A 25292-nucleotide genomic window follows, 5' to 3' on the forward strand; every position below is an offset into this window, starting at 1 on the left:
GGAGAATTTATGTGTGGTATAGTTGGTGCGGTAGCAGAACGTCCTGTTAACCGTATTTTGATCGAAGGTTTAAAACGTCTTGAGTACCGTGGATACGATTCAGCGGGTGTGGCTTTAAGCGAAGCCGGTACCCTGAATACGGTTAAGGCAGTGGGTAAAGTGGCTAATCTGGAAGCGGCCGTTGCAGAGTCCGGTGTCAGCGGACACACAGGTATTGCGCACACTCGCTGGGCTACACATGGTGGTGTAACCGAAGTGAATGCTCACCCACATATTTCAAATAACGAAATCGCGCTGGTTCACAACGGCATCATTGAAAACCACGAGTCGCTACGTGCAGTGCTCAAAGACGATGGCTATACCTTCTTGTCTGACACCGACACTGAAGTCATGGTACACCTGATCCACCAACTGCGTCAGCAGCACGACTCTTTGCTGGACTCGGTTAAAGCCGCGGTTAAGCAGCTCGAAGGCGCCTACGGCACTGTGGTATTCGACAAAGCCAACGACAACGAAATCATCGTTGCACGTTCTGGCAGCCCGCTGGTTATCGGCTTAGGTCTGGGCGAAAACTTCATCGCGTCTGATCAGCTGGCGCTGCTTGCCGTAACACGTAACTTCATCTTCTTGGAAGAAGGCGATGTAGCACGCATCACCCGCGATACGGTTGAAATTTACGACATCAACGGCGAGCCGGTTGAGCGTGAAGTGGTTGAATCAAACATTTCTCAGGATGTCTCGGGCAAAGGCGAATACCGTCACTATATGCTTAAAGAGATCTACGAGCAGCCAATGGCCGTACGCAATACGCTGGAAGGGCGTTTAGACGGTGACAAGGTGTCGGTAGATGCATTTGGCGATCAGGCTAACCAGATCTTCAAAGACGTTAAACACGTGCAGATCATTGCCTGTGGTACCTCTTACCACTCAGGCATGGTGGCGCGTTACTGGCTTGAGCAATACGCTGGCGTAAGCTGTAATGTCGAGATCGCCTCTGAATTCCGTTACCGTGAGTCGTTCGTACACGAAAACAGCTTACTTGTGACCATTTCTCAGTCTGGTGAAACCGCCGATACCCTGGCGGCATTGCGCCTGGCGAAAGAGCAGGGTTACATGGCCTCTATGACCATTTGTAACGTGCCGGGCTCATCACTGGTACGCGAATCCGACCTGGCCTTTATGACCAAAGCCGGTGCCGAAATTGGGGTTGCATCAACGAAAGCGTTTACTACGCAATTAGTCGGCTTATTGATGCTGACTGCGTCCATTGCACAGGAAAAAGGCCGCGACCAGAGCACAATTGTTAACGCCATCAAGACCCTGCCAAACAAACTGGAAGAGTCACTGAACATGGCCGAAGGCATCGAAGCACTGGCAGAAGAATTCGCCGACAAGCACCACTCATTGTTCCTGGGTCGTGGTTCACAATACCCAATCGCAATGGAAGGCGCACTTAAGCTTAAAGAAATCTCGTACATTCACGCCGAAGCCTACGCCGCAGGTGAGCTAAAGCACGGCCCTCTGGCCCTGATCGACGCCGACATGCCGATCATCGTCGTCGCGCCAAACAACGAGCTGCTTGAAAAGCTGAAGTCAAACGTTGAAGAAGTCCGTGCCCGCGGCGGTATCATCTACGTCTTCGCAGACAAAGACTCCAACTTCGCATCAGACGACACCATGCGCGTAATGAACGTGAATCACGTAGAAGACATCATCGCACCCGTTGTCTATACAATCCCGCTACAGCTGCTGTCGTACTACGTTGCCGTGATCAAAGGCACCGACGTCGACCAGCCACGTAACCTGGCCAAGTCAGTGACCGTAGAGTAAGTAGGGTTAGGTTGATTGAACTGAAAAAGGCGCGAAAGCGCCTTTTTCAGTTCGCTTAGGAATTAAGATTCATACTAAGTATTAAAGTATCATCCTAGGTAATAAAGTTTCATACTCATATTGCGGTTTTCCTCTCAGATGTCATAACGCACGGATACTTTTATTTCATGTGTGTCTAAGAGGAGCCGCAATTTTCCTTTCAGGCTGCTGTACATGATTTCTAACCCCCAGAAGTAAACCAGTAGTTAGTTAGCCTCTGCCATCTCACCTTTCACGTTCATACCAGTTCTGCTTAGTTTTTTTAACCCAGGTTAAAATACTTCCCTGCTCCAATTACGAATAATGATGTCATCAAGCCAAGAGCTGGTAAGTGGATTTCTTAGCGGTATTTTCCACCGAGGAATCCCTTTGTTGTGTGGTCTTTTAAGGTTTTGCTGTACAGCAAATTCATCTTTGTGACTCTGCTAGAGTGGCTTGTGTCCATTAAATGAATTTTTAAGGTGTCCTCATATGAAATTACGAGATAAAGGCAAGATTGAAGTTAGTGGTGTAATGAGTAAAAAAGGCGCTGATGAGGCGTGTAAGTTAATTGCTAAGGGACGTTGTATAGAGTCTGCTTGCCGGGGAGGATCGTTATTGATTGCTGCATTGTGCCTTTTGGTGAAGGCAGTGGTCGAGATAAATTTATGAGGGTTCAATAGGACAACGGTAAATTCATTCTGGCCAGAATTAGTTGATGCTTCGCTGCAATTGAGCGCTCACAGTGATTCCATCAATGAATACATTTGCATCACACTTTCACTCTACTTGTGCTGAAATTTCAATTAGTTATAGCGGTATATTATGTCCAGGTAGATTGGCCATACTGAGATGTAACTCCCCCATTTTCTTCTATTTAGTGTCTTGAATGTTCTATTTGACGGCCCATGACGTATGTTTGTCGTAACGCTGTCATACTCTTGTTAGCTATAAAAATAAGGTCAGTGAGGTAACTATGATGCAAGAAGCGATTAAATCGAGGTTGTCGCCAACCAAGCTCAAATCAATGCGCGTTGAAAATGGCTGGTCTCAGGAAAAACTAGCGTCCGTAACAGGTTTAAGTCTGAGGACCATTCAGCGCATTGAAAAGGACGGCAAATGTTCAGTGGAGTCAAAGCTGGCTATTGCGGCAGCCTTAAACATGACGCCATCCGAATTATTGCATGATTATCCTGAGAAAGTGGGTGATGGCACGCTTAACTACGGTGGCATGATCGGTTTATTAAGTATCGTGGGTTTGTGCAGTTTGCTGGTCGCATGGGAATGGAAGAACCCAGAGATTTTCATCAATCCGATGAATGCGTTATTCATCGGATTGACGGTTTTTGGGTTGTCTATGATGAGTAGTGGCTTTCAAGCAACAGTGAATGCGTTTGGTACGGTTATTTGGATATTCAAACAGCCACAAGATCAGCTGCTGGTTCAGGCGCATTTGCCTGTACTAAGGCGTGCACTTGTGTATTGCTACACCGCTGGCGTTATCTGGACATTGACCGAAGTGGTCGAGGCTGGCTTTTACGGGAGCCAAACTTCCAACAATTCAATGTCCCTGAATGACATATTGTTCTCGATGCAAAGCATGCTGTATGCAGTCATGCTCGCGGAATTTTTGATACGACCGTTGATGAACAGAATAACGTGGTTACTTAGCCGACAACACTAAGTGCGGCCGCCGACTGGTTATCAACCTAATTAACAAGGCGAACGACATTGAAAATTGATAATCAGGGGTATGGGCAACTGGCGAAAGTGTTTCACTGGGCAAGTGCTTTTTTTATTATGCCAGCAATGGCTATTGGCATCTGGTGGATTTGGGTTGATCTTGATACCGACTCTGGATGGGAACAGTTCGAGCAACTCATTGGGTGGCACGCCAACTTTGGCCTGACAGTCATAATATTAATGCTTCCACGACTTATCTGGCGAGCATTAAATAGCCCCACAGCAAGCGTTGATAGTACAGCGCAACTCAAAAAAGTTGCTTTTGCTGCGCATTTGTCTTTGTATGTGCTGGCGCTTATCACACCTATCAGCGGGTGGCTTGGCTCGGCGTTAGATGGGGTGGCATTCAGCTATTTTTCTGTCATCACTATTCCACCGGTTTTTGGTACGCATTCAGACCTTGCCGTCTTGATGACATCCGTCCACATCTACGCAAGCTATGCATTGATTTTCTTCATTGCCTTGCATTTGGCGGCGGTTGTATATCACCAATTCTGGTTGAAAGACCGCATCCTTCGAAGAATGACCTAACGTAGTCACCGCTAATCGCTCAATTGTCTCTAGTATCAACAACCTAAGCTCCCGATCAAATATAGATAGGTTTAATAGATCACTGAATGAGGCGAGAGCTTGGAATGTGTGACTTGGATGGTTTTGTTCAAACAGTAGAAAGCAGGCTGCAAGCCTGAAGTCGTTTAGCTGTGATAAGTAAAACTCAGCTTCAATTATGTCTTAAACAATTATACCTCGGACCTGGAGCTGATTTACCCGGGCGGTGTAAGTTGTTGGAGGTTTGCTATACCGGACCTTCGGGCTGTTGCGCATTTCTATACCCCATAAACGAGTAACCCCTCGCGGTACGCTGTGCTAATGAGAAGCGGGAGGGGTATCGTTACAATGGGTTGTGGCGCCGGGTCCATGAGATTCAAGGCCAAATACTGATCTAATTTGACTCGATATTGCAGTTGGACCGTGTCATTTCACTCTGAATGTTAAAGCTGACATAAAAAACGACAGTGCTTACTCCACACTCACCCCATCAACATTCTCCACCAACACTTTCCATCAACACTCTCTATCAAAACACGCCATTATCATTTTGAATATCGCCACCGCTGAAAAGTGAGTAAATGCGCATGGACAGGTCCAGGGCCTGGATTGAGTCCCAGTGCTCAACAATGCGGCCATCTTCGATGCGCCAGGTGTCGATGATGTTCATGCCTTTTTGGTCATTGCCGCGGTGATCTTTATCCAGCGTGGCGTGAGAGTGAAAAATCACGAAGTCGCCGTCGGTGTAGATGTGTCTTACGTCGTAGCTGTAGTCCGGGTAATCCTCTACAAACGCTTGTAAAAAGCCGACCAAACCGGGAATTTTATCCGGTAAGTTGCGGTTGTGCTGCACGTAGGCGCTGTCGTTGTAGTGCTCCAATACATAGTCAAAGTTGTGGTCGTTCATCAGGTTTTGTACAAAGTCGGTGACCAGGCGTGCGTTGCTTAATTCCTGCTCGCTCCAGTTTGGTTTTTTTAACTGATCAAACTGGATTTTAGGGGCGTCTTTGCCAGCGGCAAATGTCACGGTACTGACCAGTAAAAGTAATGCTGCACTTAGGGTTTTCAACATGGGGTGCTCCTTAGTTGTAAATTCAGGTTTAAGTCTCATCTGGTAACCATAGTAATTATTAGTAACTACCTTTGCAAGAAGGCACAAATTACTTACCTGGGCACTTTTTGGTAACCCATGTCGCACATAGGCTGTGACAATCGGGGTGTTAAAGCGTGCGTTATGGCGCACCGTATTGCGCCCTGACAAGCACCGCTGAATAAGCCACAGAGATAAAAGAGGATGAAGAAAGTGGTGTAACGTCATGAAAATAATTGAAATAAAAAGTTCGAACGGGCCCATTCAAACGACATGAGCGCATTTTACCTGCATTGTTTACCCTCACCAGTTCATGGACCTAATACGAGGAAGATAATGAAAAACACTGACCACACAACTAAACAATGGGACGCCCGATTTTTTCTGATGGCAGGGGGCTGCATGTTGATCAACACCCTGTGTTTATGGGCACGCCACTTTTCCGGATACCAGCTTTCTATTTTGTGGCCCGCAATTCCGGCGATTATCGGCCTGGGCGCGAGTGTGTTGGGCTTGTATGCACTGTATCCGCGTATTGTGTTGCATACGCCAAGGCTGGCCAAGTGGGGTGCCGGGTTTGCTCTGTCGTCTTTGGTCGCGCTGAGCATTGGCGCCTGCTGGGTAATCGCCAGTGCGCTGCTGGGCGATGCCAGCAGAGGTGTTGGTATGCAGGCGCTGATAGGCATATTTATGATTGCGATGGTCGGTGCCTTTATTTGCAATGCGATTGCCTGCCTGCGGGGCCCTGCCTCGCGTGCTCTGGGCCTGGCTTTGTCGATCCCCGTTGTATGCTGGAGCCTGATGTTGCTGGTGGGCATCTTGTATGGGGCTGAAGTAGGGTTATCGCTGGACTTTTATACCAATGGGTTACTGGCGCTGGCGTTTGTGTGGGCCAGCCGGGTGATTCGCGCTGATACGGCGCCCGGATCTCAGGTGGCGTGAACCGGCGCCGCGTGCGCTTTAACCAATACGAAAATGTAGAAATTTGGGTACATATTGCGCTACTGTGGGTGTATGTTTTTAAATCTGAAAGGAGAAACAGATGAGCATACACAAATCGGTATTTGTGACGGGCGGAACAGGTAATATCGGCAGTGCCGTCGTTCAGGAGTTGATAGCGCACGGTTATCAGGTCAAGGTGTTATGCAGAAATGCAACAAGCGCTGATAAAGCCGTGCAACTGGGCGCAACGGCAGTGACGGGGTCACTGACCGAGCCGCAATCCTGGCTCAGCGAGCTTGCGAGCTGTGATGCGTTTATCCATACCGCCTGTACTTTTGATGACAAGATGGGTGAGATGGATGCGACGCTGATGCAGGCGGTGGCTGAGCATGCCTTAACACGCACTGCGCCACTTATACTTGTCTATACCGCTGGATGCTGGGCCTATGGCAGTCATGATGCGGTGATCACCGAAACCACGCCAAAGCATTCGGTGGCCGATTTTCAGTGGATGCTGGATAACATCGCCTGGTTATCGGATAAAGAAAGCATCGACTTACGCGTTGTCAGCCCGGTCAACGTGGTGTGTGAGGAAGAGCACTATTTACCGCCCATCCTGAGCTGGGAAATAGAGCGCTGTGGCCACCCCGTGTTACCTGCGGACGAAACGCAAACCTGGCCACTGGTTGAGCGCACTAACCTGGCTGAGCTGTATCGCCTGGTGCTTGAACGCGGCAAGCAAGGTGAAGAGTACATAGGATCGGCAGAGCCAAGCGCTCCGCTGGCAAGCTTATTACAGGCACTGTCTGAGCAACCGATTGTGTGCGGACAAGCGGCGCAGTGGGCGCAAATATATGGCACCTGGACAGAAGGCTATGCACTGCAGCAGGTGTTTTCTAGCGACAAAGCCATCCGCGAGTTAGGCTGGCAACCCAGACCTTTTTTGCCAGCGCATTAAACAAGTTAGTTCCGGGTTTGGCTTTATGGCGCACAGTGACAGTACAGGGTTGCAATGTAAAGCCGCTCAGCTTTAGCTGAGACCTGGTCTTTCTCTTTGTTTGATATAGATAAGTTTTATATTCAATTTCTTATCAGGCAAAAATAGAATGCCGTTAAGACATGGCTTTGAATGATCTCTACAGTTTGCCCGACAGCGCCCGATGTGGCCTGGATATTACGAGCAACTGAATGGAGAACAAGTCATGAATAGTCGTGTAGTCAAAAGTGTGGCGGGGTGTGCTTTACTGCTTGCTAGTCTGGTGGGACATGCCTCGTCCCTGATGCTGGAGCACGCGGGCAATGCCGGCGTTAGGGTGTCATCCGGGGAGCACAGTGTGCTGATAGATGTATTGTTTGGTCCCCATACGTTTTTTACTTCCCTGTCGAACTCGGAGTTTGATGCCATGCACAGTCGCAGTGCGGCAGTGGCGATGGCCACTCATCAGCACGACGATCACTTTACTCCAGCCCGTGCATTGCGTTATTTACAGCGCCACCCGTCAACTATGATGCTAGGCCCTCCACAGGTGGTGGAGGCATTGAACGGGCAAGTTGATGCAGAGCGCCTGCACACTCGGGTGCTCACCGCATATCAGTCTCAACGTTATGAATTGAATGGTGTTAAGGTCACTATGATGCACTTTCCCCATATGGCACCTCATGCCGATACCGTGCAAAATTATGCCTATCTCGTCGAGATCAATGGCTGGACAGTGCTGCATGTGGGAGATGGGGAGCTGACCGACGACATAATTACAGAGCTAAAACTGGACGAGCAGCGCATCGATGTGGCGCTTATTTACGACCTGTTGGTGAGCCGACAGCCTCACTATGCATCATTACTTAGTAAACTAAATGCTGGGCAGGTTGTGTTTTTACATATCCCGCCCGATAACATTTCGTCTTTTGCAGGCTGGCTGACAGCAAATTTGCCGACAGCGGCCATGTTATCACCCCAGCATAAAACCTTGAGATATGAAGCAAAAAGCGCCGAAAAAACGGTTAAAAACCACAAATAAGCAAGAATGGAAAGTTAATGAGGCCAGTTAGACTGGCCTCGCGAATTTACTGTTTATTGCTGACGGAGGGAATGGGTGCACTGTGTATGTCGTCAGGTGTCTCAGTGGCACTGTCAGGTGTCTCAGTGGCACTGTCAGGTGGCGTGTCGTCTTCGCAAGGTACGTCATCCGCTTCATGGTCCTGAGGATCATAATCCCGGGGTTGTGTGTCGCCAGCCTCATCTTCATCCACAACCAGCATTTGTTCGTGGGCTGTGGTTTCTTCAATCCGCGGATCCATGGTGGCGGCCAGCGGCGAGTTAGTCACATCGGACGTACCCACCACGTAATCACTGGGTTCTGGCTGTTCGGCTTTTTGTCGTGAGTTGATGTAAGTAAGCAGAGTAAACATCAGCACAGTAAGCAGGGCTATGGAGGCATACAGTGCCTGGTGTCCAAACTGCGCCATTAGCTGTGCATTCATGGCCGACCCCAGCGCGGCGCCGCCGCCAAAGGCAACCAGCAGGGCCGAAGAAACGCCAACTCGATCTTCGTCATCAACGCGCGAGTTTGCCAGTGCAGATGACAGCGGATATAAGGTAAATGCAAACAGGCCAAAGATAAAACTTAACACATAGGCGGTGTGCTGTGTTGTAGGTAACAAAAACAACAACAGGCTTACTACGCCAATGATCACAGCATTGCTACGCAGCAGAATACTGCGGCGAATTTTGTCGGAGATCACCCCCATTGGCCACTGTGCCAGGAGTCCGGCAAAAATGGTGATCGACATAAACAGGGCGATTTCCTGGGCATTAAAGCCTGATGAATGCGCGAAGGTCGGGGCAAGGCCATAAAAACTGCCATTGATGATCCCGGCAAACAGAATCGCAGTGATTGACTGAGGCACCTTGCGAATGTAACTAAACAAACTGACCTGAATGGGTTTGAGCGGTTTAGGGTGGATCCGGCGAGTGGTTGAAATCGGGATGATCCCCACCGACAGTGCCATGCATACCAAAAACAAAGGTGCATAGCCAAGCTCCGGAAAGTGCGACAGTGCATATTGTCCTGCTACCATGCCCAGATAGGAGGTGATCATGTAAAAAGAGAACACCCGGCCACGGGATTCCGGCGCGGCCTGTTCATTTAACCAGCTTTCCAGCACCATGAAATTACACATCATCCCGAGCCCGACAAATAAGCGCAGTGCCAGCCACAGATAAATGTTATCGCTCACCCCGTGGGCAGCCACACAGGCTGTGACCGCGGCCGTACTGGCAGCGAAGGTCCGGATATGCCCCACTGATTTGATCAGGTGATAACCCAGTTTGGAACCCAGTAACAGGCCCAGGTAATAGCACGAGGTCAGTAAACCTATCCAGAAGGTGGAGACCCCCTGTTTGCCCAGGTACAAAGCCAGATAGGTGGTCAGTAAACCGGTGCCACCGATCAAAAACAGATTGGTAAAATAGAGCGACGGGAATGATTTCATTTGATTATTATTTATGCGTCAATACAGTCACATAGTAGATGAAGAATCGCGCTTTGACTAGCAAACTTTGGGGCTGGCAGTGGGAGTGCGGACGCTTTATTTCAAGGTGTGCGGGGGCACGGGCCCCCGACACACCGACAGTCTTACAGCGCCCGGGCAAACATCGCCCAAAACATCACCCGGACGTGCGATTTGGCCACAATATCAAACTCTTCTTCTCTGCCTTTACGGTATTTTTCTGCCATTTTGGCGTGTGCAAAGTCAATGATTTCATTTGTGTAGCCCGCGTACCAGCTGAATGGCGATTCGCCCTTAAAGTGCTCGGCAAACTGGGCTTTGGCCAGTCCCGCATGGATAAAGGTTTGCACATCCCGAATATAGTCCTGCACAAACTGGACATCGGCTTTGTAGCCCAGGTTACTGTGGCCAGTGACCATCACGTCCCAGTCCAGTGTCATCAGGGTATCTATGTCGTTTTTGTAGGCAATGGCGTCTTCAACGTTCGAGAAACTGCGAAACTCCAGTTGATCCGGGTGAACCAGATCGATGGCATGAATGATGGTGCGTTCCTGATCCTGAATTAATAACGCGGTGTTGTCCTGAGTATGGCCATTAAAGTTGCTAAATGTTTTAAATGTGTGGCCTTCAAAGTTAAACGTGTCGCCAATGAGCTGAGTGACTGGGGCAGGCGCAGTCACCTTATGGGAATGCAGCGCATCACGCACCTCTGCGGTGGCGTAAATCTCAATGGGAGTATCGGCCAGTGCTTGCTGGATAAGCCGTGAGTCGCCCACGTGATCAGCATGGGCATGAGAATAGACGATGCCATGCAGCGGTTTGTTGGTGAAAGACTTGATGGCTGCCAGCAGTTGTTTGCCTGTGCCATGCGGGGCGTCGATCAGCAATACACTGCGCTGACCAACTACCGCGGTGACATTGTAGTTGGCAACCGATATCCAGTAGATGTTCTGACTCAGGCGTTGCACTTCATAAGGTTTCACAAAACGCTCGCGGTGGCTGCCAGCCACTTTCTGATGGTGTACTGCTATCTCAGTGGCAGAGGCGGGCTTGTAAATAAAATCACCAGCCTGAGTTGTGAAGGTTGAAAGCATCGCCAGTGCGCCGAATAAAGCATATTTTGGTGTGTTCATGGGGGGTTCCTGATCCAATCGTGTTACGTTTCTCAGGGCCAGTCAGCACACTCTGTGCTTATAACGAGACTTAAAAGTATCAAAATGGCCCTTAGTATCTTTTGGAAACTATAGAGTTCAGATATACTCAGATCAAGTAAGCACCAGTTTGTAAGTTAGTATGGCCGGGGTAACCAATGACAAAAAACAAGGCGTTACACACAGAAGAAAATGACATTAATTTAGGTGGCTGTTCGATGACCTCAGTCATGAACGTGATCGGCGGCAAGTGGAAGGTGATCATTCTGTTTCACCTGCGCGATAATACGCTGCGTTTTGGTGAGCTGAAAAAGCGCATTCCTAAAATCACACAAAAGATGCTGACCCAGCAATTGCGAGAGCTGGAAGCAGATGGGTTAGTCTCTCGCGAGGTGTATGCAGAAGTGCCGCCCAAAGTGGAATACAGCAGTACTGGGTTGTCAGATGAGCTCAGGCCAATTCTGGATATGCTATGTGAGTGGGGCCAGCGGCAACGGCGGCAGAAGCCATAAAAGGCGACATCTCAGTGTCGCCTTTTTTACTCTCAATAAGTTGTCGGAAAAGGCTTAATTACAAGTGCCTAAATCAGTCCAGACTTTCCAGGCATTACCCACGTTGGAGTTTTGTGCCGGGTTTTTGCCACGGTGCCACCAGTTGCTGTGATATTTGCGACCATTGTAGGCAACTTCATTACCTGAACGGTAAATCTTGCTGGCAGACCAGGTTTCCAGACCGGTACAGCCAGTATTGTTATTGCCATCTGTGACAGAGACTGACTGGGTGACCGTGTGCGTAGCACCTGTATCATCCGTTACTGTCAGTGATACCTGATAGCTGCCGGCGTTGGCAAAAGCATGGGTCACATTTACACCTGTGGTTGCAAAGCCGTTGATATTCCAGTCATAAGCAACAACCTGTCCATCCGGATCACGGCTGGCACTGGCGTTAAATCCACAGGCAAGGTCGGTACAGCTGGCGGTAAAGCTGGCAACCGGAAGCTGGTTTTCCTGCGTGCCGCTACAGCCATTGGTTGTAATGTAATCAGACGCCGCCTTGGCCTGCACCAAGCCATGGCCATATTCATGGTCGCGACCTGCCGAGCCTAAGTCGATGGCAGTGGCATTCAGGGCATTCCGGATATCGACATTGCTACAGCTTGGGTGCTGGCTCCAGACCAAAGCAGCAACACCGGCTACATGCGGGCTGGCCATTGACGTACCCGATTTTTCATCGTAATCCAGAATAGCCTCAAGTTGCACTTCGACCGTGCTGCCCACAGATGCCAGAAGGGCTGTGCCGTCTTCCTGAGACAGAGAAATCACCGGAATAGTCACACCGTGTACCCCGTCACCCAGCGTACCGCCAAAGGAACCCGGGGCATTGTTATAGACTATGGCTGCCACACCACCACCGGCCTGGCAGTTTGCCGCCTTGTCTTTGAAGGATGCACCACCACGTTCAATTAAACACACACTTTGCGTGGCCGCACAGGCGCTCAGACCCTGGCCACAGTCGACGAGTTCGGCACTGACCTTACCTTCTACCGAGTTGGTCATACCGCCACCTTTAACAAACACCCCATTCGCGGTGACGCCTGCTGCAACCCCGGTGCCACGCGGTACCGTTGATAAAACGTTGGTGCCAGGTGCAGCAATCTCGACCTGCGCATTGTACTGAGATGAGCTGTTTTTAACGCGGTTTTCGTCAATATTGGCCACCGATACCACAGTGTCATAGCTGGCAGGGTAGCTGAGGGTCGCGTCGCCGCCGTTACCGGCTGCTGCAATCAGTAATACGCCTTTGTCGTAGGCTGCCTGCAGACGCTCCTGAAAATATTGGCTGGGGCTGCCACCACCTAAGCTCATATTGATGACTTTAGCGCCATTTTCAACACAGTTATCAACGGCGCGGGCAATACGAGAGGTTAAACCTTGTTTGCCGTCATTGTCGAATACGCGCACGTTATGTACGCCAATTTTATCATTGGGCAGCACACCCACTACACCCTGGCCGTTTTTCAGCGCCACTATGGTACCAGCAACGTGGGTACCATGGCCGGAGCCATCCTGATACCAGGTCAGACCGCCTGGCAGATCGGTAAAGCCGGTGGCGTTTTGCGGCAGGTCCGGGTGGCCCAGATCATAGCCAGAGTCAATCACACAGACCTTAAACAGATCTGCGTTGGTGTCTTGCAGGAGCGGTGCCTGAACTTCAGCAAGGCCATATGGTGATACTTCCGCGCTGCTGGTGGAAGAGAAAGGTACATACTCATAATCTTCTTCAATGTAGGCATACTGGCCAGATGCTTTCAGTTTCGCAACCTGCTCAGCAGTCAGCTCCATGGTGACCACAGTACCATTATCATCGTTCGACAGTACTTCTGCTGCAGGCTCAGCGGCAAAGTCATACGCAATAGCTGCGCGGGCAAAGCGGCTTGTTTGCGGTGCAAAAATGGCTAAATCACTTTGTTTAAGAATGTACTGCTTGGTTTCCTGTGCGGTGACGGCGGTTGACGACAGGGCCGATAAGGCAAGGGCTAACGAGGTGAGTCTGAATGTCTTGGTCATGTTACTTCCTACTGATTCTTGTTGTTGCTACTTGTTATTTTTGCTGCATCCGTTGCAATGGTTTCCTGCTTGTTGTTTATTTTGTACCCCAATAAGGACCAAATTACCCCTTGGTGTTTTCATTTGCAACCCATTGTTAATGTAAATGACACAAATACGTAAAAATGATGAATGTTTTGGGTACGCGCTCATGCTGAGGTGCTTTTATGACGATATGGTTTGGCGTAGTATCAATACATCACAATGGAAGGATCAAATAATAACAATGACTTATAAATCAGGCGTGGCATCTCTTGTGCTATTGATGGTGCTGTTTGCGCATTCTGTACTGGCTGCGGACTATCGTATCGCAAAGGCACTTTCAGTCTCTCAACAGCAGATAACACTCACCATTACACCGGGCGAGCGCACCTTTAGCGGAGAAACAAAATTAACATATAAAATTTCTCAACCTGTTGATTATATTGCTTATCATTCCCTTGGGCTAACGCTTGAGCAGGTTGAGCTGACGTATCAGGACAAGCAGGTTTTACTCCCTGTGATCGCCGCGGATGAGTTTGATATTGTGCGCCATAATTTACCTTTTAAGCTTGAAGAAAGCGCTGAGCTGACCATACGCTTCACCGGTCTGGTTGGGGAACAGGGCAGGGTACAAGGATTATATGAGGTGAGTAGGGGCGAGGGACCACCTACTTTGTTTACCCAGTTTCAGGAGATGGAAGCACGCAGAGTGTTTCCGGCTGTCGATGATCCGGGTATCAAAACTGAGTTCACCCTGACTTTAGACATCCCTGCCGGTTTGCAGGCATTGCACAATACACGCCCGATTGAAACGCTGCAACAGGGCAGCAGGCAGCTGATCCGGTTTGCGCCAACACCGAAGATCAACACCGATGTGCTGGCACTGGCGGTCGGCGAGTTTAATGCCACTGAGCTTAAAGGTGCGGGCGTGCCGGCCACGGCGTATATGCCAAAAAATGTGCGTCAGAGCGTACCGGCTGAGCTGGGTACGCTTATCCATCAATCGATCAGTTACCTGTCTGAGTATCTTGATTCACCGTTTCCTTATGACAGGCTCGATTTTTTTATCGCGCCGATAGGCACGCTGGCGGGGATGGAAAATGTCAGCCTGATTGCGCTGAACACCAACCAACTGCCCGGTACGGATGCCAGTGCGGGAGAATTATGCCGTTTTCGTAAGTTAATTGCCCATGAAGTCGCTCACACCTGGTTTGGCCATAATGTCACGATGCAATGGTACGACGATTACTGGCTGAATGAATCGTTCAGTGAGTTCTTTGCCGCCAAAGTGGTGGCGAATTATTACCCGGACAACGATGCCTGTACCTATACTCCGCAGAACAGCGCATTTATTGGTGATAATCACAGTGCACCGGCACTGAAACGCATCGTCAGAGATCGGGCAGATAATGAAGGTATCGGCGGGTTATATTATACCAAAGGTCGGGCACTGCTTAATATGTTAGAGGCTCACGTTGGTGACGCCACACTCAGGCAGGTGATGCGCCAATATGTCGATGCACATCAGGGCGGTCATGCGACGACGGCCGATTTTACCGGGCTCTTTCCCAAGTCACTGCGCGTTGCTGAAATAGTCGACGCTTATCTGACTCAATCAGGCTATCCGTTGGTCACGTTGAGCAAACTAAATGACAAGTTAGTGCTGTCACAGCAAAGCTTTCATGTCGATGCAGACAGACGCTGGACGATCCCCTTGCAGCTTAAGCTCTGGAATGGTCATGAAGTCAGAACCCTGCGGCTTGTCTTGTCTGAAGCGTCGATGTTATTGCCACAGGTGGACGCGGACGCCCAGGACGCCGTGCTTATCGACCCGGCAGGCGTGGGATATTTTCGTCATATCGACCGCTCCGGTAACCCGCGTTTTCCCATAGAGCGGCGCACAATGGCCGACAGGCTGGCTGATATGGACAACCAGGAAGCGCTGACCAAAATGGGTCTGCTGGACTATACCCGGTATATTCAGGGGCTGATTGAGTTATTATGCACTCAGCCTGCCGATAGTCTGGAGGCCAGTAAAGCGCTGGATATACTCAAAGATGCGTTTGTCGCCCAGGTCCCCGCGCATTTGCAGCCACAGTTTGCGGGTTTTCTGGCACAGCATTTACCCATGCAGCGCCCATGGCAGGCGCTGCTCACGCAAAGTACAGGTGGTCGCTGGCTTGAGCTCTATGGGATGTATCTTAAATCACCCGAGGCGATCCGGTTTGCCCGTAAGTATGCGGCCAGCAGGCCGCTCGATCAGCTCCGGCATCGCGCGAGTGTGTTACGGGTACTGGCCAAAAATAGCAGTAACGACGAATATCAGGGTTTATTAAAGCTGTTCAACACACTTAGCCGTCCGACACAGGAAGATCTGTTGGATTCGCTGGGGTATGTGGCCAATGCACAGCAAGTGTCGCTGTTTTATGATTTTTTGCTCAGTGAGGCCACACGCAGTTTTGTGATCGACTATCGCTTTCAGTTTCCGGCATTCCAACCGCTACTGAGACCCGTTGCAGCCAAGTATCTGCAGCAACACAAGGCACAAATCCAGGCGCGGATCCCCGATGACCAGTTACAGTGGTTCCCGTATAACTTTATCACTGGATGTTCCGAACAAGACAGCGCCCTGCTCAGACGCACTTTTGCTGACTGGCTCACGATCCCTGGTCTGGAAAAGAAACTGGCGATTGTAGAGGAGCATATCCGCCGCTGTCATCGTGATACCCGCAAAGCCCGGGATGATATTGCCGCTATGTAAGGTGTTCTTTAACTGGAGCAAGTGCAGCGATAAAGAGAGCCGCCACACTTGTTCCGGATAGCCAGAGGTTAAGATCCCCGGGCCTCTTTTGAATAGCTATTGAAGTCTGAGATGTAATTAGGATCTTTTTCTGACACAACCCCGAACACATGCTCGATGGCGTTATGGATCCCCCAGATATCTATGTACTCAGGCTCACCGTCAGCAAGGTTATACAGCGCTTTTTCGCGGTTATATCGTGCATTTACCCAGTCAAAACAGAGTGGCTTGCGGTGATGGTAATCGTGCTGAGGTAAGTCGCCCACCAGAATGAACAAACGCACAGGCAGATGATAAAACAGTTGCACAAAATACCATTTCAGTTTGCTGATGAAGCCTTTTTCCGGATATTTAGAACCACAAAAGCGTCCCCACGAAATATCGCTGTAGAAGTAAGGGTCTTCCAGCAGATCTTCTGTGCTCTTAATATTATTTTCGAACCAGGCGTGCTCGCTGCAAATCTCTATGAAGGCACTGATCTGATATAAGAACACCACAGGCACGATAAAGGCGAAGAACAGAGCGCTGAAGCCACCGGTCAGATAATAAGGTACGGCCAGCAAGGCAGCAATGTAGGCGATAGACAGCAGGCTTCGGATGCTGCGCTCAGCGCTGATATTGTAGCCCAGACGGGTAATAAAGAATGACAGGTGGAAGATTGGCGAAAAAATACTGATAAAGAAATTTAGATACAGGTTCTGCTTTTTTGCACCTAAATCTATACCAAATACCGAGAAAAACTGCACAATAGGGTCATACTTAGTCGCAAAGGTCAATGGACCATGGTGGATCTTACAGTGGTCGACTTTATAGGTCTCATAATCCTGAGTCAGCATTAGCAGCGTCACAAAGTCGCCCAGTAATTTATCAAACAGGCCGTTACCACTGAGCCTTTCGTGAACGCTCTGATGGAGAATAACCGCCGCCATTCTGCGCGTAGAAAATACCAGACCAGCCCAGCACAGTAACATGATGCCAATGCTCTGACCGGCAACCTGATTGTAAAAGCCGCCAATATAGGAAAGAAAGAAAATTGCCAGCACAAACGCAACGTACAGTGTCCAGTGTAGTTTAAATAGTGGCTTCTGCCCGGCACATGGCTTGCCGGTAAGCCAGGTGGCGACCGATTTTGGAATAAGAGTACGGTTGTATGACTCTCTGATTAACGCACTCTGCTCTTTATTTAGTTTCATTGTCTTAGTTCACTCTACTGAATAATTTCAATGTCTGATCTTGGGTAGCTTTGGCATGCCAGATAACCACCGGCATTGGGGTTGCTTTCAACTTCACCTGACACCAGGTGATAGCGACACTGGCCACATTCGCCCGAGCCGCAGCTGTATTTGAAATTGATTTCATTGGAGCGCAAGATGGTATCCAGGATGGTCTTACTTTCCTTTCCTTGCACCTGTGAATTGTTCACTTTTATCGTGAACTTTTTGCTTCTTTTAAAAAACATACTATCTCCTTTAGCTTAATGCTGTGTTTTAAAGTGGCTTTAATAAGTTGTTGTCAGAGCATGGTTTTTAGAGAAAAGAACACCCCCATACTGGCCAGCACAACGAATAAGGTATTTTTTACCAGCAGGCTTAATACGACAGCGATAATACCGGCGAGTAAAAAGGGGTTGGTGATGTCCTCGGTCGAGAACGCCACCTCGCCAAATACAATGGGTGCCGCCATGGCGGTTAGAATGCAGGGCGCGGTAAAGCTCAAAAAGCGTTGCACTCTCAGGTCGAGTTTGATGGGCAGCTTTTCCATAAAAAAGGCGTAACGCATGAAAAAGGTGATCAAGGCCATTAACAGGATCAGGTCATAACTCATTATTGCGCTCCTACAGTGCTTCTTTGTCCAGGCTATACCCCACGACCATGCCGATTAGTGCGGAGAGCAGCAGGTCATTGGGTACATCGAGTTTGTGAAACAGCACCGCGCAAAACGCCGATACCAGGACTGCGACTAACACGGGGGACGATTTTATATTGGGTACCACCATGGCGATAAAGGTTGCGGCAATGGCAAACTCCAGCCCCAGGCTTTCGAGGTTGGGAATGCTGGTGCCGGCCACAATGCCCGCCAGCGTAGACAGGTTCCAGATAACATAGAAAGTGGCCCCCGAAATCAGCGCATAATCCAGCGGAAAGCGACCCAGCTCTTTGCGTTTGTTTTCCGTGACCGCAAACATTTCATCGGTGAGCAAAAAGGCCATAAGCATTTTGTGATGCAGTGGCAGTGCGATGGCACTGTTACGGAAGGTGGCGGAATACAGCAGATGGCGTGAACTGATCACCGCTGTACTACCCAAAATAGTGGCGATCCCACCGCTGGCACCAACTATGGTTAAAGAGGAAAGTTGTGCCGCACCGGCAAACACCAGCAGTGACATTAATTGGGATTGTAAAGGGCTCAGCCCCACTTGTATTGCCAGTGAGCCACATAAAATGCCCCAGGGGATGACGGCAATAGACAGGGGTAGAATATCAAAAAATGCGGCCAGCCTGAGTGATCTGGCTGGCGGTGTACTCATCGTTCGCTCCGTGCTCATGGTGTCTACCTAACTTGTTTATGAATGTAACAACCTAAGCGGACCACGATCATGACTGAACGGCTTTATTTCGCTGAGGTTGATGATCTTTGCTGTTTTTTTGCGGGAAAATGTACCCTGAATAGAACCCGAGTGCAACAATAATTACCCAGAAATAAAACAAAATATTTTCAATGTTGCAATATATTTATTATTGTGTTTTTTGAAGTGTTGTTAGTTTTGTGGTTTGTAAGAAAAATTTAATTTAAATAAATACTTACAAGTGGTTTGCTGGGGCGTTTATTCGGAGCCTGAGCTGCTTTAAAGGAGGGCCAAGCAAGCTGTTATGTTGCCTGGCCAACGGGGTTAATAGTCTTGATACAAATAATGGATTTTTTGACTTTTGTCTGGCTCGCAGGAAGGGTAGCCAATTTTGATTATTGTCCCGGTTGCAGCAGCTGACAGCAGCATGGCAGTATTAATGTCAGCAGCACCATCAGACAGTTCGTAGTACCAGTAGGTGTTACCATTGCTTGCGTCTCTTTTGCATTCATCTCCTTTCAGTCGAAAGTTAACTCTGGTCTCGGTGGGGTAGATACGTTCAACCATGCCCACTCCTTTTGCCGCCATTGCCGATGGTGCAAGTGGCAGTAACAGCGAAAGTGCTAATATCAATTTGGTATTCATTGGGGAGTCCTTTTATCCGGGTAAGTAGGTTGTTACTGTTTTAGCGTGCCGTGTTTTTGTCGTCAAGTGGGTGCAAACGGTGTCATTCGGCTCTTTCGAGGGTGTTTGGGAGGATTATGGTGTAGCGACATCCTTGACCCGCCTCACTGTGGCACTCTATGGTGCCTTTGAGCTTTTGAGTGACGATATTAAAGACAATGTGCATCCCAAGTCCGGTGCCACCGTTGCTGCGTCGGGTGGTATAAAACGGCTCGAAGACTTTGCTGAGGGTATCTTCACTCATGCCTGCACCGTCATCGGACACAATCCAGGTGATCTGATCCTCACTGGCGGTGAGCGAAATGCTGACTGTGCCGGGTTGGCTGCCCTCATCAAAGCCATGCTTAATGGCATTATCCACCAGGTTTGTCAGGATCTGGGCAATGGCGCCAGGGTAGGTCGATATACTTGCCTCACCGGGAAAGTCGGTTTGCACTGAGACCTGGGTATGCTTCCATTTAGGGTGCAAACTGGTCAGTACGTCGTTCAGGTAGTCTGGCAGATTAATGGTGCTCAGCTCTTCAATGGACTGGTCGACAGCCACCTGTTTGAAGTTCTTAACTAACTGAGCCGCACGATTCAGGTTGGATTCGAGCAGTTGCAGGCTTTCTTTCAGCAAAGCCATAAACTGCTCTAGATTGTCTTTGGTCAGTTTGCCGGAGGCCAGCTTTTGCTCGCATTCCGAGAGCGCCTTGCTGGCATAAGAACCTGCGGTAATGCCAATGCCCAAAGGCGTATTGATCTCATGAGCAACCCCAGAGACCAGTCGACCAAGTCCCGCCATTTTTTCCTGCTGGACTAACTGTTGTTGGGTTACTTTGAGGTCTTCATGGGCGGTTTTTAGTTGCGCAAAGGTGCTTTCCAGCTGGGCAACAGAGTCGGCATTGGCCAGTGCGATGGCTGTGTAGTTGGCTATGGTACGTAACATCTGTACGTCGTTGTCGCTGAAGGCATGCGGCTGAAAACTTTGCACAGTTAAGCAGCCTATTATCCGGGTATCAATAATCAATGGCAGATAGACCAGAGATTCACTCTCGGCGCCGCTGACCGGCGGTGCTATGTGATTAACATAGCGAGTAAGCTCCGATATCTGATTAACCCGGAGCTCCTTTTGATGGGTGATACACCATACTGCCGGGCGTTGGGTGTCGGACAGGGCATATTCAAAGGCGGGCAGTGTTTGGCCTTTTTCAATGGCAAGCTGGCAAGAAATTCGCTGATTCGGCTCATCGAGGATCCCAACTACAAACACATCTGCAACCATTAACTCATTGACATGTTTATAAACCCGCTCAAGGACGGAAGACAGATCCAAGGTGGAAGTGATGTCTTTGCCTATAGTACCCAACATAGAAATGTTTTCAGTGCGCGAGTGCACCAGCTCATCGAGTGCGATCTGTTGCTGCGTTAGGTCACGGATCCGCCACAGGTAGGCCAGATAGAGTAGTACAGCGAGCAGAAGTATACCCGCTATTCGGAACCACAGAGTTTCATACCAGGCTGGTAACTGAGTGACACTCAGGTTGATCTGGTGTTCACTCCATTGCCCCTTGCGATTGGTGCCTTTGATCCTGAGCTGATACTGCCCGGGTGGCAATCGGGTGTAGGTGATATGGCGTTTGCTGGCATCCGCCTGGATCCAGTTTTCATCATATCCCGTTAATTGATAGGCATAGCGGTTGCTTTGTGGGGCGGTGTAATCCAGCGCCGCAAATTCGACAGAGAAACTGCGGGCATCGGGAGGCAGGATTAATTTATCAGTCACGGTAACTGGTTGATTGTTAATGGCAAGTTCACTCATGACCAGTGGAGGCTGGTAAGTCCAGGGTACCCAGCGTTCAGGGCGCAGTAGCAGGATACCTTTTGTGCCTCCAAATAATAGTGTGCCGTCACGCAACTTAGCGTATGACCCTGTCCACATGGTGCCGGTGTCCCAGTCATCGGCGACACCCAGGTCCTCAAATCGGCGGTTGTCTGGGTCCAGCCAGCCGTAGCCATTCCAGATCCGCCCTTGTGCATCTTCCAGCAGGTTGCCTGCGGTGCCTGTGGGGCGATCCACCAGTTGATCCAGAGACTCGAACTCGGCAAGCCCCTGGTCGTAGCGAACCAGCCTGTCGAGTCCATGCGGGGTGGCAACAAGAAGCCGTGCCTGGCTATCGACGAGTAAACTGCTGATATAATTGTCTGACAGCGTGTCCGTGGTACCATTTTGAGCGCTGATCTCAGTGATGGTTTTTTCTTTTAAATCCAGTGTAAACAAACCATTACGTGTGCCAATCCATAACTGCTGAGGGGCGACGTAGGCCATGGTCAGTACGGATTTGCCCTGCAAAATCTCGTGATTGTTAAAGGGGGTCAGTGGCTGTAATTGGCGTGTGCTGATATCCATCAGAGCCAGCCCTTCACCTGTGCCAACCCAGAGTTGCCCTGTGGGCGTTTCCTGTAATGTGACGACCTGATATCCAGGCAGGCCATCGGCCCTGGTGTAACGCGTAAAGCGCTGAGTTTTCTGGGAGAAATGGTGTAGCCCTTTATTGGCGGTGCCAACCCAGATGCTGCCATCATAGGTTTGGCGTATCACCCTGGCATAGCCTTCGGCAAGTTTACTTGGGTTGGTAGGATCCGGATGGTGGCTGGTTATAACACCCACCTCAGGGTCAATGACATCGATCCCTGTTTGCGCATTTCCGACCCAGATCTCTCCATTATTCAGCTCGGCAAAACTTCTTACATCCACATGACTGAGTGAATGTGGGTACGATAGACGTCTGACAAAGGTTCTGAACGCGCTGTTATGTGGGTTATGTCGATTGAGCCCATTGCCCCAGGTGCCTGCCCAGATTAACCCCGATGCATCAACGAGCATAGCCCCCATAGAATCAAGGTTGATGCTGTAGGGGTTGAGCGGGTCGTGACGAATGTGGCGGATCACGGTGCCATTGTGGGCATTTACCACAGTGATCCCACCTCCGGAGGTACTCAGCCAGATTTCCTTGTCGCTGGGTTGGACAATGCCGTTCACCCAGTGATGACTGAGGCTGTTCGGGTCATTGGGGCGATGGGTAATCCGCGTCACTTCTAAGGAGTCTGGAGAAAAAAAGGCGGCCCCGTGATCTGTGGTGCCCACCCAGATGGATTGATTGGCCCCCTGAAAGAGACGAAACACATTCTGACCATTGAACGCCGCCTGCGTTTCTCCTTTAAGGGGCTGGTGCCAGTTTGCCTGCTCCGGGATTTTAACAGCAGGCAAGGTGATGCGGCATAAGCCGGTTTTACTGCCAAGCCAGAGGGTGCCTTTGCCGGTGAGCAAGACGGAGCGCAGACGCGGTACCTTGAGTACAGTGTCACATCCCTGAATGGTCAGCCGTGTCACGTCACTGGTCCGGGTATCAATATGGTTGAGTCCATTGTCAGTGGCAACATACACATTACCCCGATTGTCACCGGTCAACGACCGAACGGTATTGTGAGACAGGCTTGCTGAGTCAGTGCGGTTATGCTCAAAGCGCTTAAAAGAGTTGTGCTGCGGGTCGTATACTGAGACGCCGTCTGAAAAAGTCCCTACCCAGACCTTACCATCCCTGGCAGCCCACAGGGAGCGCACAAAATTGCCAGATAAGGTGGTTATATCATTTGGGGCATGCTGAAACGGCATAAATCGATATCCATCGTGGCGGATCAGGCCAAATTGCGTGCCTATCCAGATAAAGCCCTGGGGATCCTGTGCCAGAGCCGTGACAACCCCTTTAGGGATCTGTTCGTTGTCGCCTATGGTCTGAAAAATTAACTCACCGAGCTCAAAAAAGGCGGGGTTTGTTTGTGGTGCAGACGTTGCTGGCCTGGCCGATATCGGGCAGAGATACAGCAGCAGACAAATCAGGGTGAGTTTTGGACAGAGCAAACTATTCACTTACATTCCTCAGTCGCAACCTCTTAAGGTGATACCAATCAGCTGTTATCCAGTATAGATGAGCTGTCTGTGGTTGCACGAATGTGACCGGTTTCATGATGCGGTTCTGGTTACTCAGATTTAGTGTGTTTAATGGCTTCAAGATAGCGACTTTCCACGAAGTTCTTCTCTTTACTGAGATGTTTTAGCTTTTGTCGGGTTTGGTCTAGCTCCGCTTTCAGGGCTGCAACTTCGGCACTGCTGTTGTCTCCTTCATGTTCGACCGACAACTGATCTATCAGCTGATTTTGTTCCTCGATTTGCCGTTTGTACTGATTCAGTAAAGTTTGGGTTTGCTGGTCACTCATTACATTGGCGGATGAGCCTGTTTTGTCCTGTTTAAGCTGTTCCAGCTCTTCCTGTAACTGAGTATTTGCCTGGCGCAGAGTGTCGGCGGACTGGAATTGATGTTCCAGTTTGGAGCTGACATGGCGCAGTTTTTTACCGCTGTTATCCAGTTCACCTTTCAGTCGCTTGATGAGCTTATGAGAGCGGATGAGCTTTTTGTTCAGCTCATTAATTGACCCCTGCTCTTCTTTGGTAATGTGATCCGCAGTTGATGCACGGATCTGGGAGAGCTGATTTTCGAGCGTCATTTGCACCTGTAAAAGTTCCGCAATGGTTTTGCTGTGCTGCTGAGTAAACTGGCTGGCCCGGGTCACTGATTCGCGGCATTGTGCAAGCAGTTCGTCGTTGTCTGGCGAGGCTTGTTTGTGGTTTAAAAAAGTCCCGGCAAACTGGCGAAACTCTCTTAAAATCAATAGTAAAATATAGAACCAGGCAGCCAGGATCAGCAGCCCGACATTCAGCGCTACGTATTGGTAAACTTCGAGAGGAACCATAAGCTGTGATACGCCGCTTTTGTTTATCAATGAGATAAGTTTAGTTTTCGTTGAAAATTCTGCCTATACTTAACAAGAATAATTGCGTTAGGGTAAAGAGTGAAAGTTCTGATCGTTGACGATAGCCATGCGACCTGCGAAATCATCCGGCGTGCTTTACAACAGTTTGAATACCGAAAGCTGTTTTTGCGCTGTGCCAGCCGTGTGGATGATGCATTGGAGCAGATTGATAGCTGGCAGCCGCAGATCATCCTGACTGACTGGCATATGCCGGACAAAACAGGCATCGAGCTGCTTGAAACTCTGCGCGTCAGTCACCCAGAGCTGCCGGTAGCGATGATATCTACAGTCGATGACGCCGCACAGATAGAATATGCCAACTCTTTGGGTTGCGCGTTTTTTTTGTCCAAACCTTTTAGTGACGATGCACTGCGCAGCGCGATTATGCCACTGGTGCTTGAACTAGAGGCCAATGAAGTGATCGCTGAGGATGAGGCGGTGCCACTCAGAGAAGAGCTGGCACTACCTAAAACCGATATGCTGGAGCGCCTGATGCAGAAAAACATCAGCGACTCACTGATCTTAAAACCCATCAAGGCTCAACAGCTGGATGAAAGCAAAGTTCCTTGTGTCATGGTGGTGTATGCAGAGCGTGGCAGCCAGAAACCCAGAGTGATAGGGGTACTGGATGTCTACGCAGCCTGTGTGCTTGCCAGTAGTTTGCAAGTGATCCCGCAAGAGGAAGCACACAATGCCATTCATTTAAATCAGGTGAATCCGGAAATTATGACGGCCTGTAAAGAGGCATTGTCTAAAACGGCCTATGCATTTTTGGATAAACAAAGCAAAATGAGCCTGTTTGTCCGAAGTTGTACTTTTTTGTATCAGCGCCACCCTAAGCTAGAGCGTTTGTATCAGTACCCACTCGATAGTCGCCTGGACTTAAGCTGTGAGCGCGAGGGCATGGCTCAGGGAAAAATGCTGATTGTCGGGGTTTAATGCCTGGGTGAATCAATTCGCAACCATGAAC

Annotated in this window: 21 protein-coding genes and 1 pseudogene; 10 read left to right on the forward strand and 12 right to left on the reverse strand. The window is 49.6% G+C overall.

Annotation, left to right across the window (positions count from 1 at the left end; translation table 11 throughout):
• The first annotated feature begins 9 nt into the window (after positions 1–9).
• From glmS to CWB98_RS17135, 4 genes are all read left to right on the forward strand, one after another.
• A complete protein-coding gene (gene glmS, locus CWB98_RS17120) occupies positions 10–1830 on the forward strand; it encodes a glutamine--fructose-6-phosphate transaminase (isomerizing) (RefSeq protein WP_054016145.1) in 1821 nt (606 codons plus the stop codon).
• Positions 1831–2340: 510 nt separating this feature from the next.
• Positions 2341–2520 carry a hypothetical protein gene (locus CWB98_RS17125; protein ID WP_138545963.1) on the forward strand — a complete coding sequence of 60 codons (180 nt, stop codon included), beginning with the start codon at positions 2341–2343 and terminating at the stop codon, positions 2518–2520.
• Positions 2521–2824: 304 nt separating this feature from the next.
• The gene (locus CWB98_RS17130) at positions 2825–3532 is read left to right on the forward strand and encodes a helix-turn-helix domain-containing protein (protein ID WP_138545964.1); all 708 of its coding nucleotides are present in this window, start codon (positions 2825–2827) and stop codon (positions 3530–3532) included.
• A 47-nt stretch (positions 3533–3579) separates the two neighbouring features.
• Complete coding sequence (locus CWB98_RS17135) at positions 3580–4122, forward strand: cytochrome b (protein WP_138545965.1); 543 nt, start codon at positions 3580–3582, stop codon at positions 4120–4122.
• A gap of 24 nt (positions 4123–4146) precedes the next feature.
• On the opposite strand, the pseudogene CWB98_RS24735 reads toward CWB98_RS17135, so the two are convergent.
• Together CWB98_RS24735 and CWB98_RS17145 are read right to left on the reverse strand one after the other, a co-directional pair.
• A pseudogene (locus CWB98_RS24735) lies at positions 4147–4320 on the reverse strand (Abi family protein); the annotation flags it as partial.
• Between the two features lie 349 nt (positions 4321–4669).
• Positions 4670–5212 (reverse strand): nuclear transport factor 2 family protein, encoded by a 543-nt coding sequence (locus tag CWB98_RS17145; RefSeq protein WP_138545966.1) that lies wholly within the window; start codon positions 5210–5212, stop codon positions 4670–4672.
• Between the two features lie 354 nt (positions 5213–5566).
• Here CWB98_RS17145 and CWB98_RS17150 point away from each other — a divergent pair, with 354 nt between their 5' ends.
• The 3 genes from CWB98_RS17150 to CWB98_RS17160 all read left to right on the forward strand — a co-directional run bounded on the left by CWB98_RS17150 (position 5567) and on the right by CWB98_RS17160 (position 8190).
• Complete coding sequence (locus CWB98_RS17150) at positions 5567–6172, forward strand: hypothetical protein (RefSeq protein ID WP_138545967.1); 606 nt, start codon at positions 5567–5569, stop codon at positions 6170–6172.
• Positions 6173–6272: 100 nt separating this feature from the next.
• On the forward strand, positions 6273–7130 hold the full coding sequence (locus CWB98_RS17155) for an NAD-dependent epimerase/dehydratase family protein (RefSeq protein ID WP_138545968.1): 858 nt from the start codon (positions 6273–6275) through the stop codon (positions 7128–7130).
• Positions 7131–7374: 244 nt separating this feature from the next.
• Entirely contained in the window at positions 7375–8190 is an 816-nt protein-coding gene (locus CWB98_RS17160; protein ID WP_171045690.1) for an MBL fold metallo-hydrolase, read from the forward strand.
• A 46-nt stretch (positions 8191–8236) separates the two neighbouring features.
• Here CWB98_RS17160 and CWB98_RS17165 read toward each other — a convergent pair whose 3' ends face one another.
• Both CWB98_RS17165 and CWB98_RS17170 read right to left on the reverse strand, forming a co-directional pair.
• The gene (locus tag CWB98_RS17165; protein WP_138545970.1) at positions 8237–9664 is read right to left on the reverse strand and encodes an MFS transporter; all 1428 of its coding nucleotides are present in this window, start codon (positions 9662–9664) and stop codon (positions 8237–8239) included.
• Positions 9665–9807: 143 nt separating this feature from the next.
• Positions 9808–10815, reverse strand: a complete 1008-nt coding sequence (locus CWB98_RS17170) for an MBL fold metallo-hydrolase (RefSeq protein ID WP_138545971.1) — start codon at positions 10813–10815, stop codon at positions 9808–9810.
• A 176-nt stretch (positions 10816–10991) separates the two neighbouring features.
• Between CWB98_RS17170 and CWB98_RS17175 the strand changes: the two genes are divergently transcribed.
• Entirely contained in the window at positions 10992–11345 is a 354-nt protein-coding gene (locus CWB98_RS17175; RefSeq protein ID WP_138545972.1) for a winged helix-turn-helix transcriptional regulator, read from the forward strand.
• A gap of 54 nt (positions 11346–11399) precedes the next feature.
• Here the strand turns inward: CWB98_RS17175 and CWB98_RS24645 are convergent, their stop codons facing one another.
• Entirely contained in the window at positions 11400–13400 is a 2001-nt protein-coding gene (locus tag CWB98_RS24645; protein WP_138545973.1) for a S8 family serine peptidase, read from the reverse strand.
• Positions 13401–13665: 265 nt separating this feature from the next.
• Between CWB98_RS24645 and CWB98_RS17185 the strand changes: the two genes are divergently transcribed.
• Positions 13666–16182, forward strand: coding sequence for a M1 family aminopeptidase (locus tag CWB98_RS17185; protein ID WP_171045691.1), 2517 nt, complete (start codon positions 13666–13668; stop codon positions 16180–16182).
• Positions 16183–16250: 68 nt separating this feature from the next.
• Here the strand turns inward: CWB98_RS17185 and CWB98_RS17190 are convergent, their stop codons facing one another.
• The 7 genes from CWB98_RS17190 to CWB98_RS17220 form a co-directional block, all read right to left on the reverse strand.
• On the reverse strand, positions 16251–17414 hold the full coding sequence (locus tag CWB98_RS17190) for a fatty acid desaturase (RefSeq protein WP_138545975.1): 1164 nt from the start codon (positions 17412–17414) through the stop codon (positions 16251–16253).
• Between the two features lie 14 nt (positions 17415–17428).
• Positions 17429–17680 carry a 2Fe-2S iron-sulfur cluster-binding protein gene (locus CWB98_RS17195; protein ID WP_138545976.1) on the reverse strand — a complete coding sequence of 84 codons (252 nt, stop codon included), beginning with the start codon at positions 17678–17680 and terminating at the stop codon, positions 17429–17431.
• Between the two features lie 53 nt (positions 17681–17733).
• The gene (locus CWB98_RS17200; protein WP_138545977.1) at positions 17734–18045 is read right to left on the reverse strand and encodes an AzlD domain-containing protein; all 312 of its coding nucleotides are present in this window, start codon (positions 18043–18045) and stop codon (positions 17734–17736) included.
• A gap of 10 nt (positions 18046–18055) precedes the next feature.
• A complete protein-coding gene (locus tag CWB98_RS17205) occupies positions 18056–18748 on the reverse strand; it encodes an AzlC family ABC transporter permease (RefSeq protein ID WP_138545978.1) in 693 nt (230 codons plus the stop codon).
• A 363-nt stretch (positions 18749–19111) separates the two neighbouring features.
• Entirely contained in the window at positions 19112–19432 is a 321-nt protein-coding gene (locus CWB98_RS17210) for a hypothetical protein (RefSeq protein WP_249364708.1), read from the reverse strand.
• A gap of 82 nt (positions 19433–19514) precedes the next feature.
• Positions 19515–23381 carry a two-component regulator propeller domain-containing protein gene (locus CWB98_RS17215; protein WP_138545979.1) on the reverse strand — a complete coding sequence of 1289 codons (3867 nt, stop codon included), beginning with the start codon at positions 23379–23381 and terminating at the stop codon, positions 19515–19517.
• Positions 23382–23491: 110 nt separating this feature from the next.
• Positions 23492–24262: a chromosome partitioning protein ParA gene (locus CWB98_RS17220; protein ID WP_138545980.1), complete on the reverse strand. Its 771-nt coding sequence runs from the start codon at positions 24260–24262 to the stop codon at positions 23492–23494.
• Positions 24263–24361: 99 nt separating this feature from the next.
• Between CWB98_RS17220 and CWB98_RS17225 the strand changes: the two genes are divergently transcribed.
• Positions 24362–25261, forward strand: a complete 900-nt coding sequence (locus tag CWB98_RS17225; RefSeq protein ID WP_138545981.1) for a response regulator — start codon at positions 24362–24364, stop codon at positions 25259–25261.
• Positions 25262–25292 lie beyond the last annotated feature (31 nt).

The sequence above is a fragment of the Pseudoalteromonas rubra genome (assembly GCF_005887115.1).
Classification (GTDB): Bacteria; Pseudomonadota; Gammaproteobacteria; order Enterobacterales; family Alteromonadaceae; genus Pseudoalteromonas; species Pseudoalteromonas rubra_F.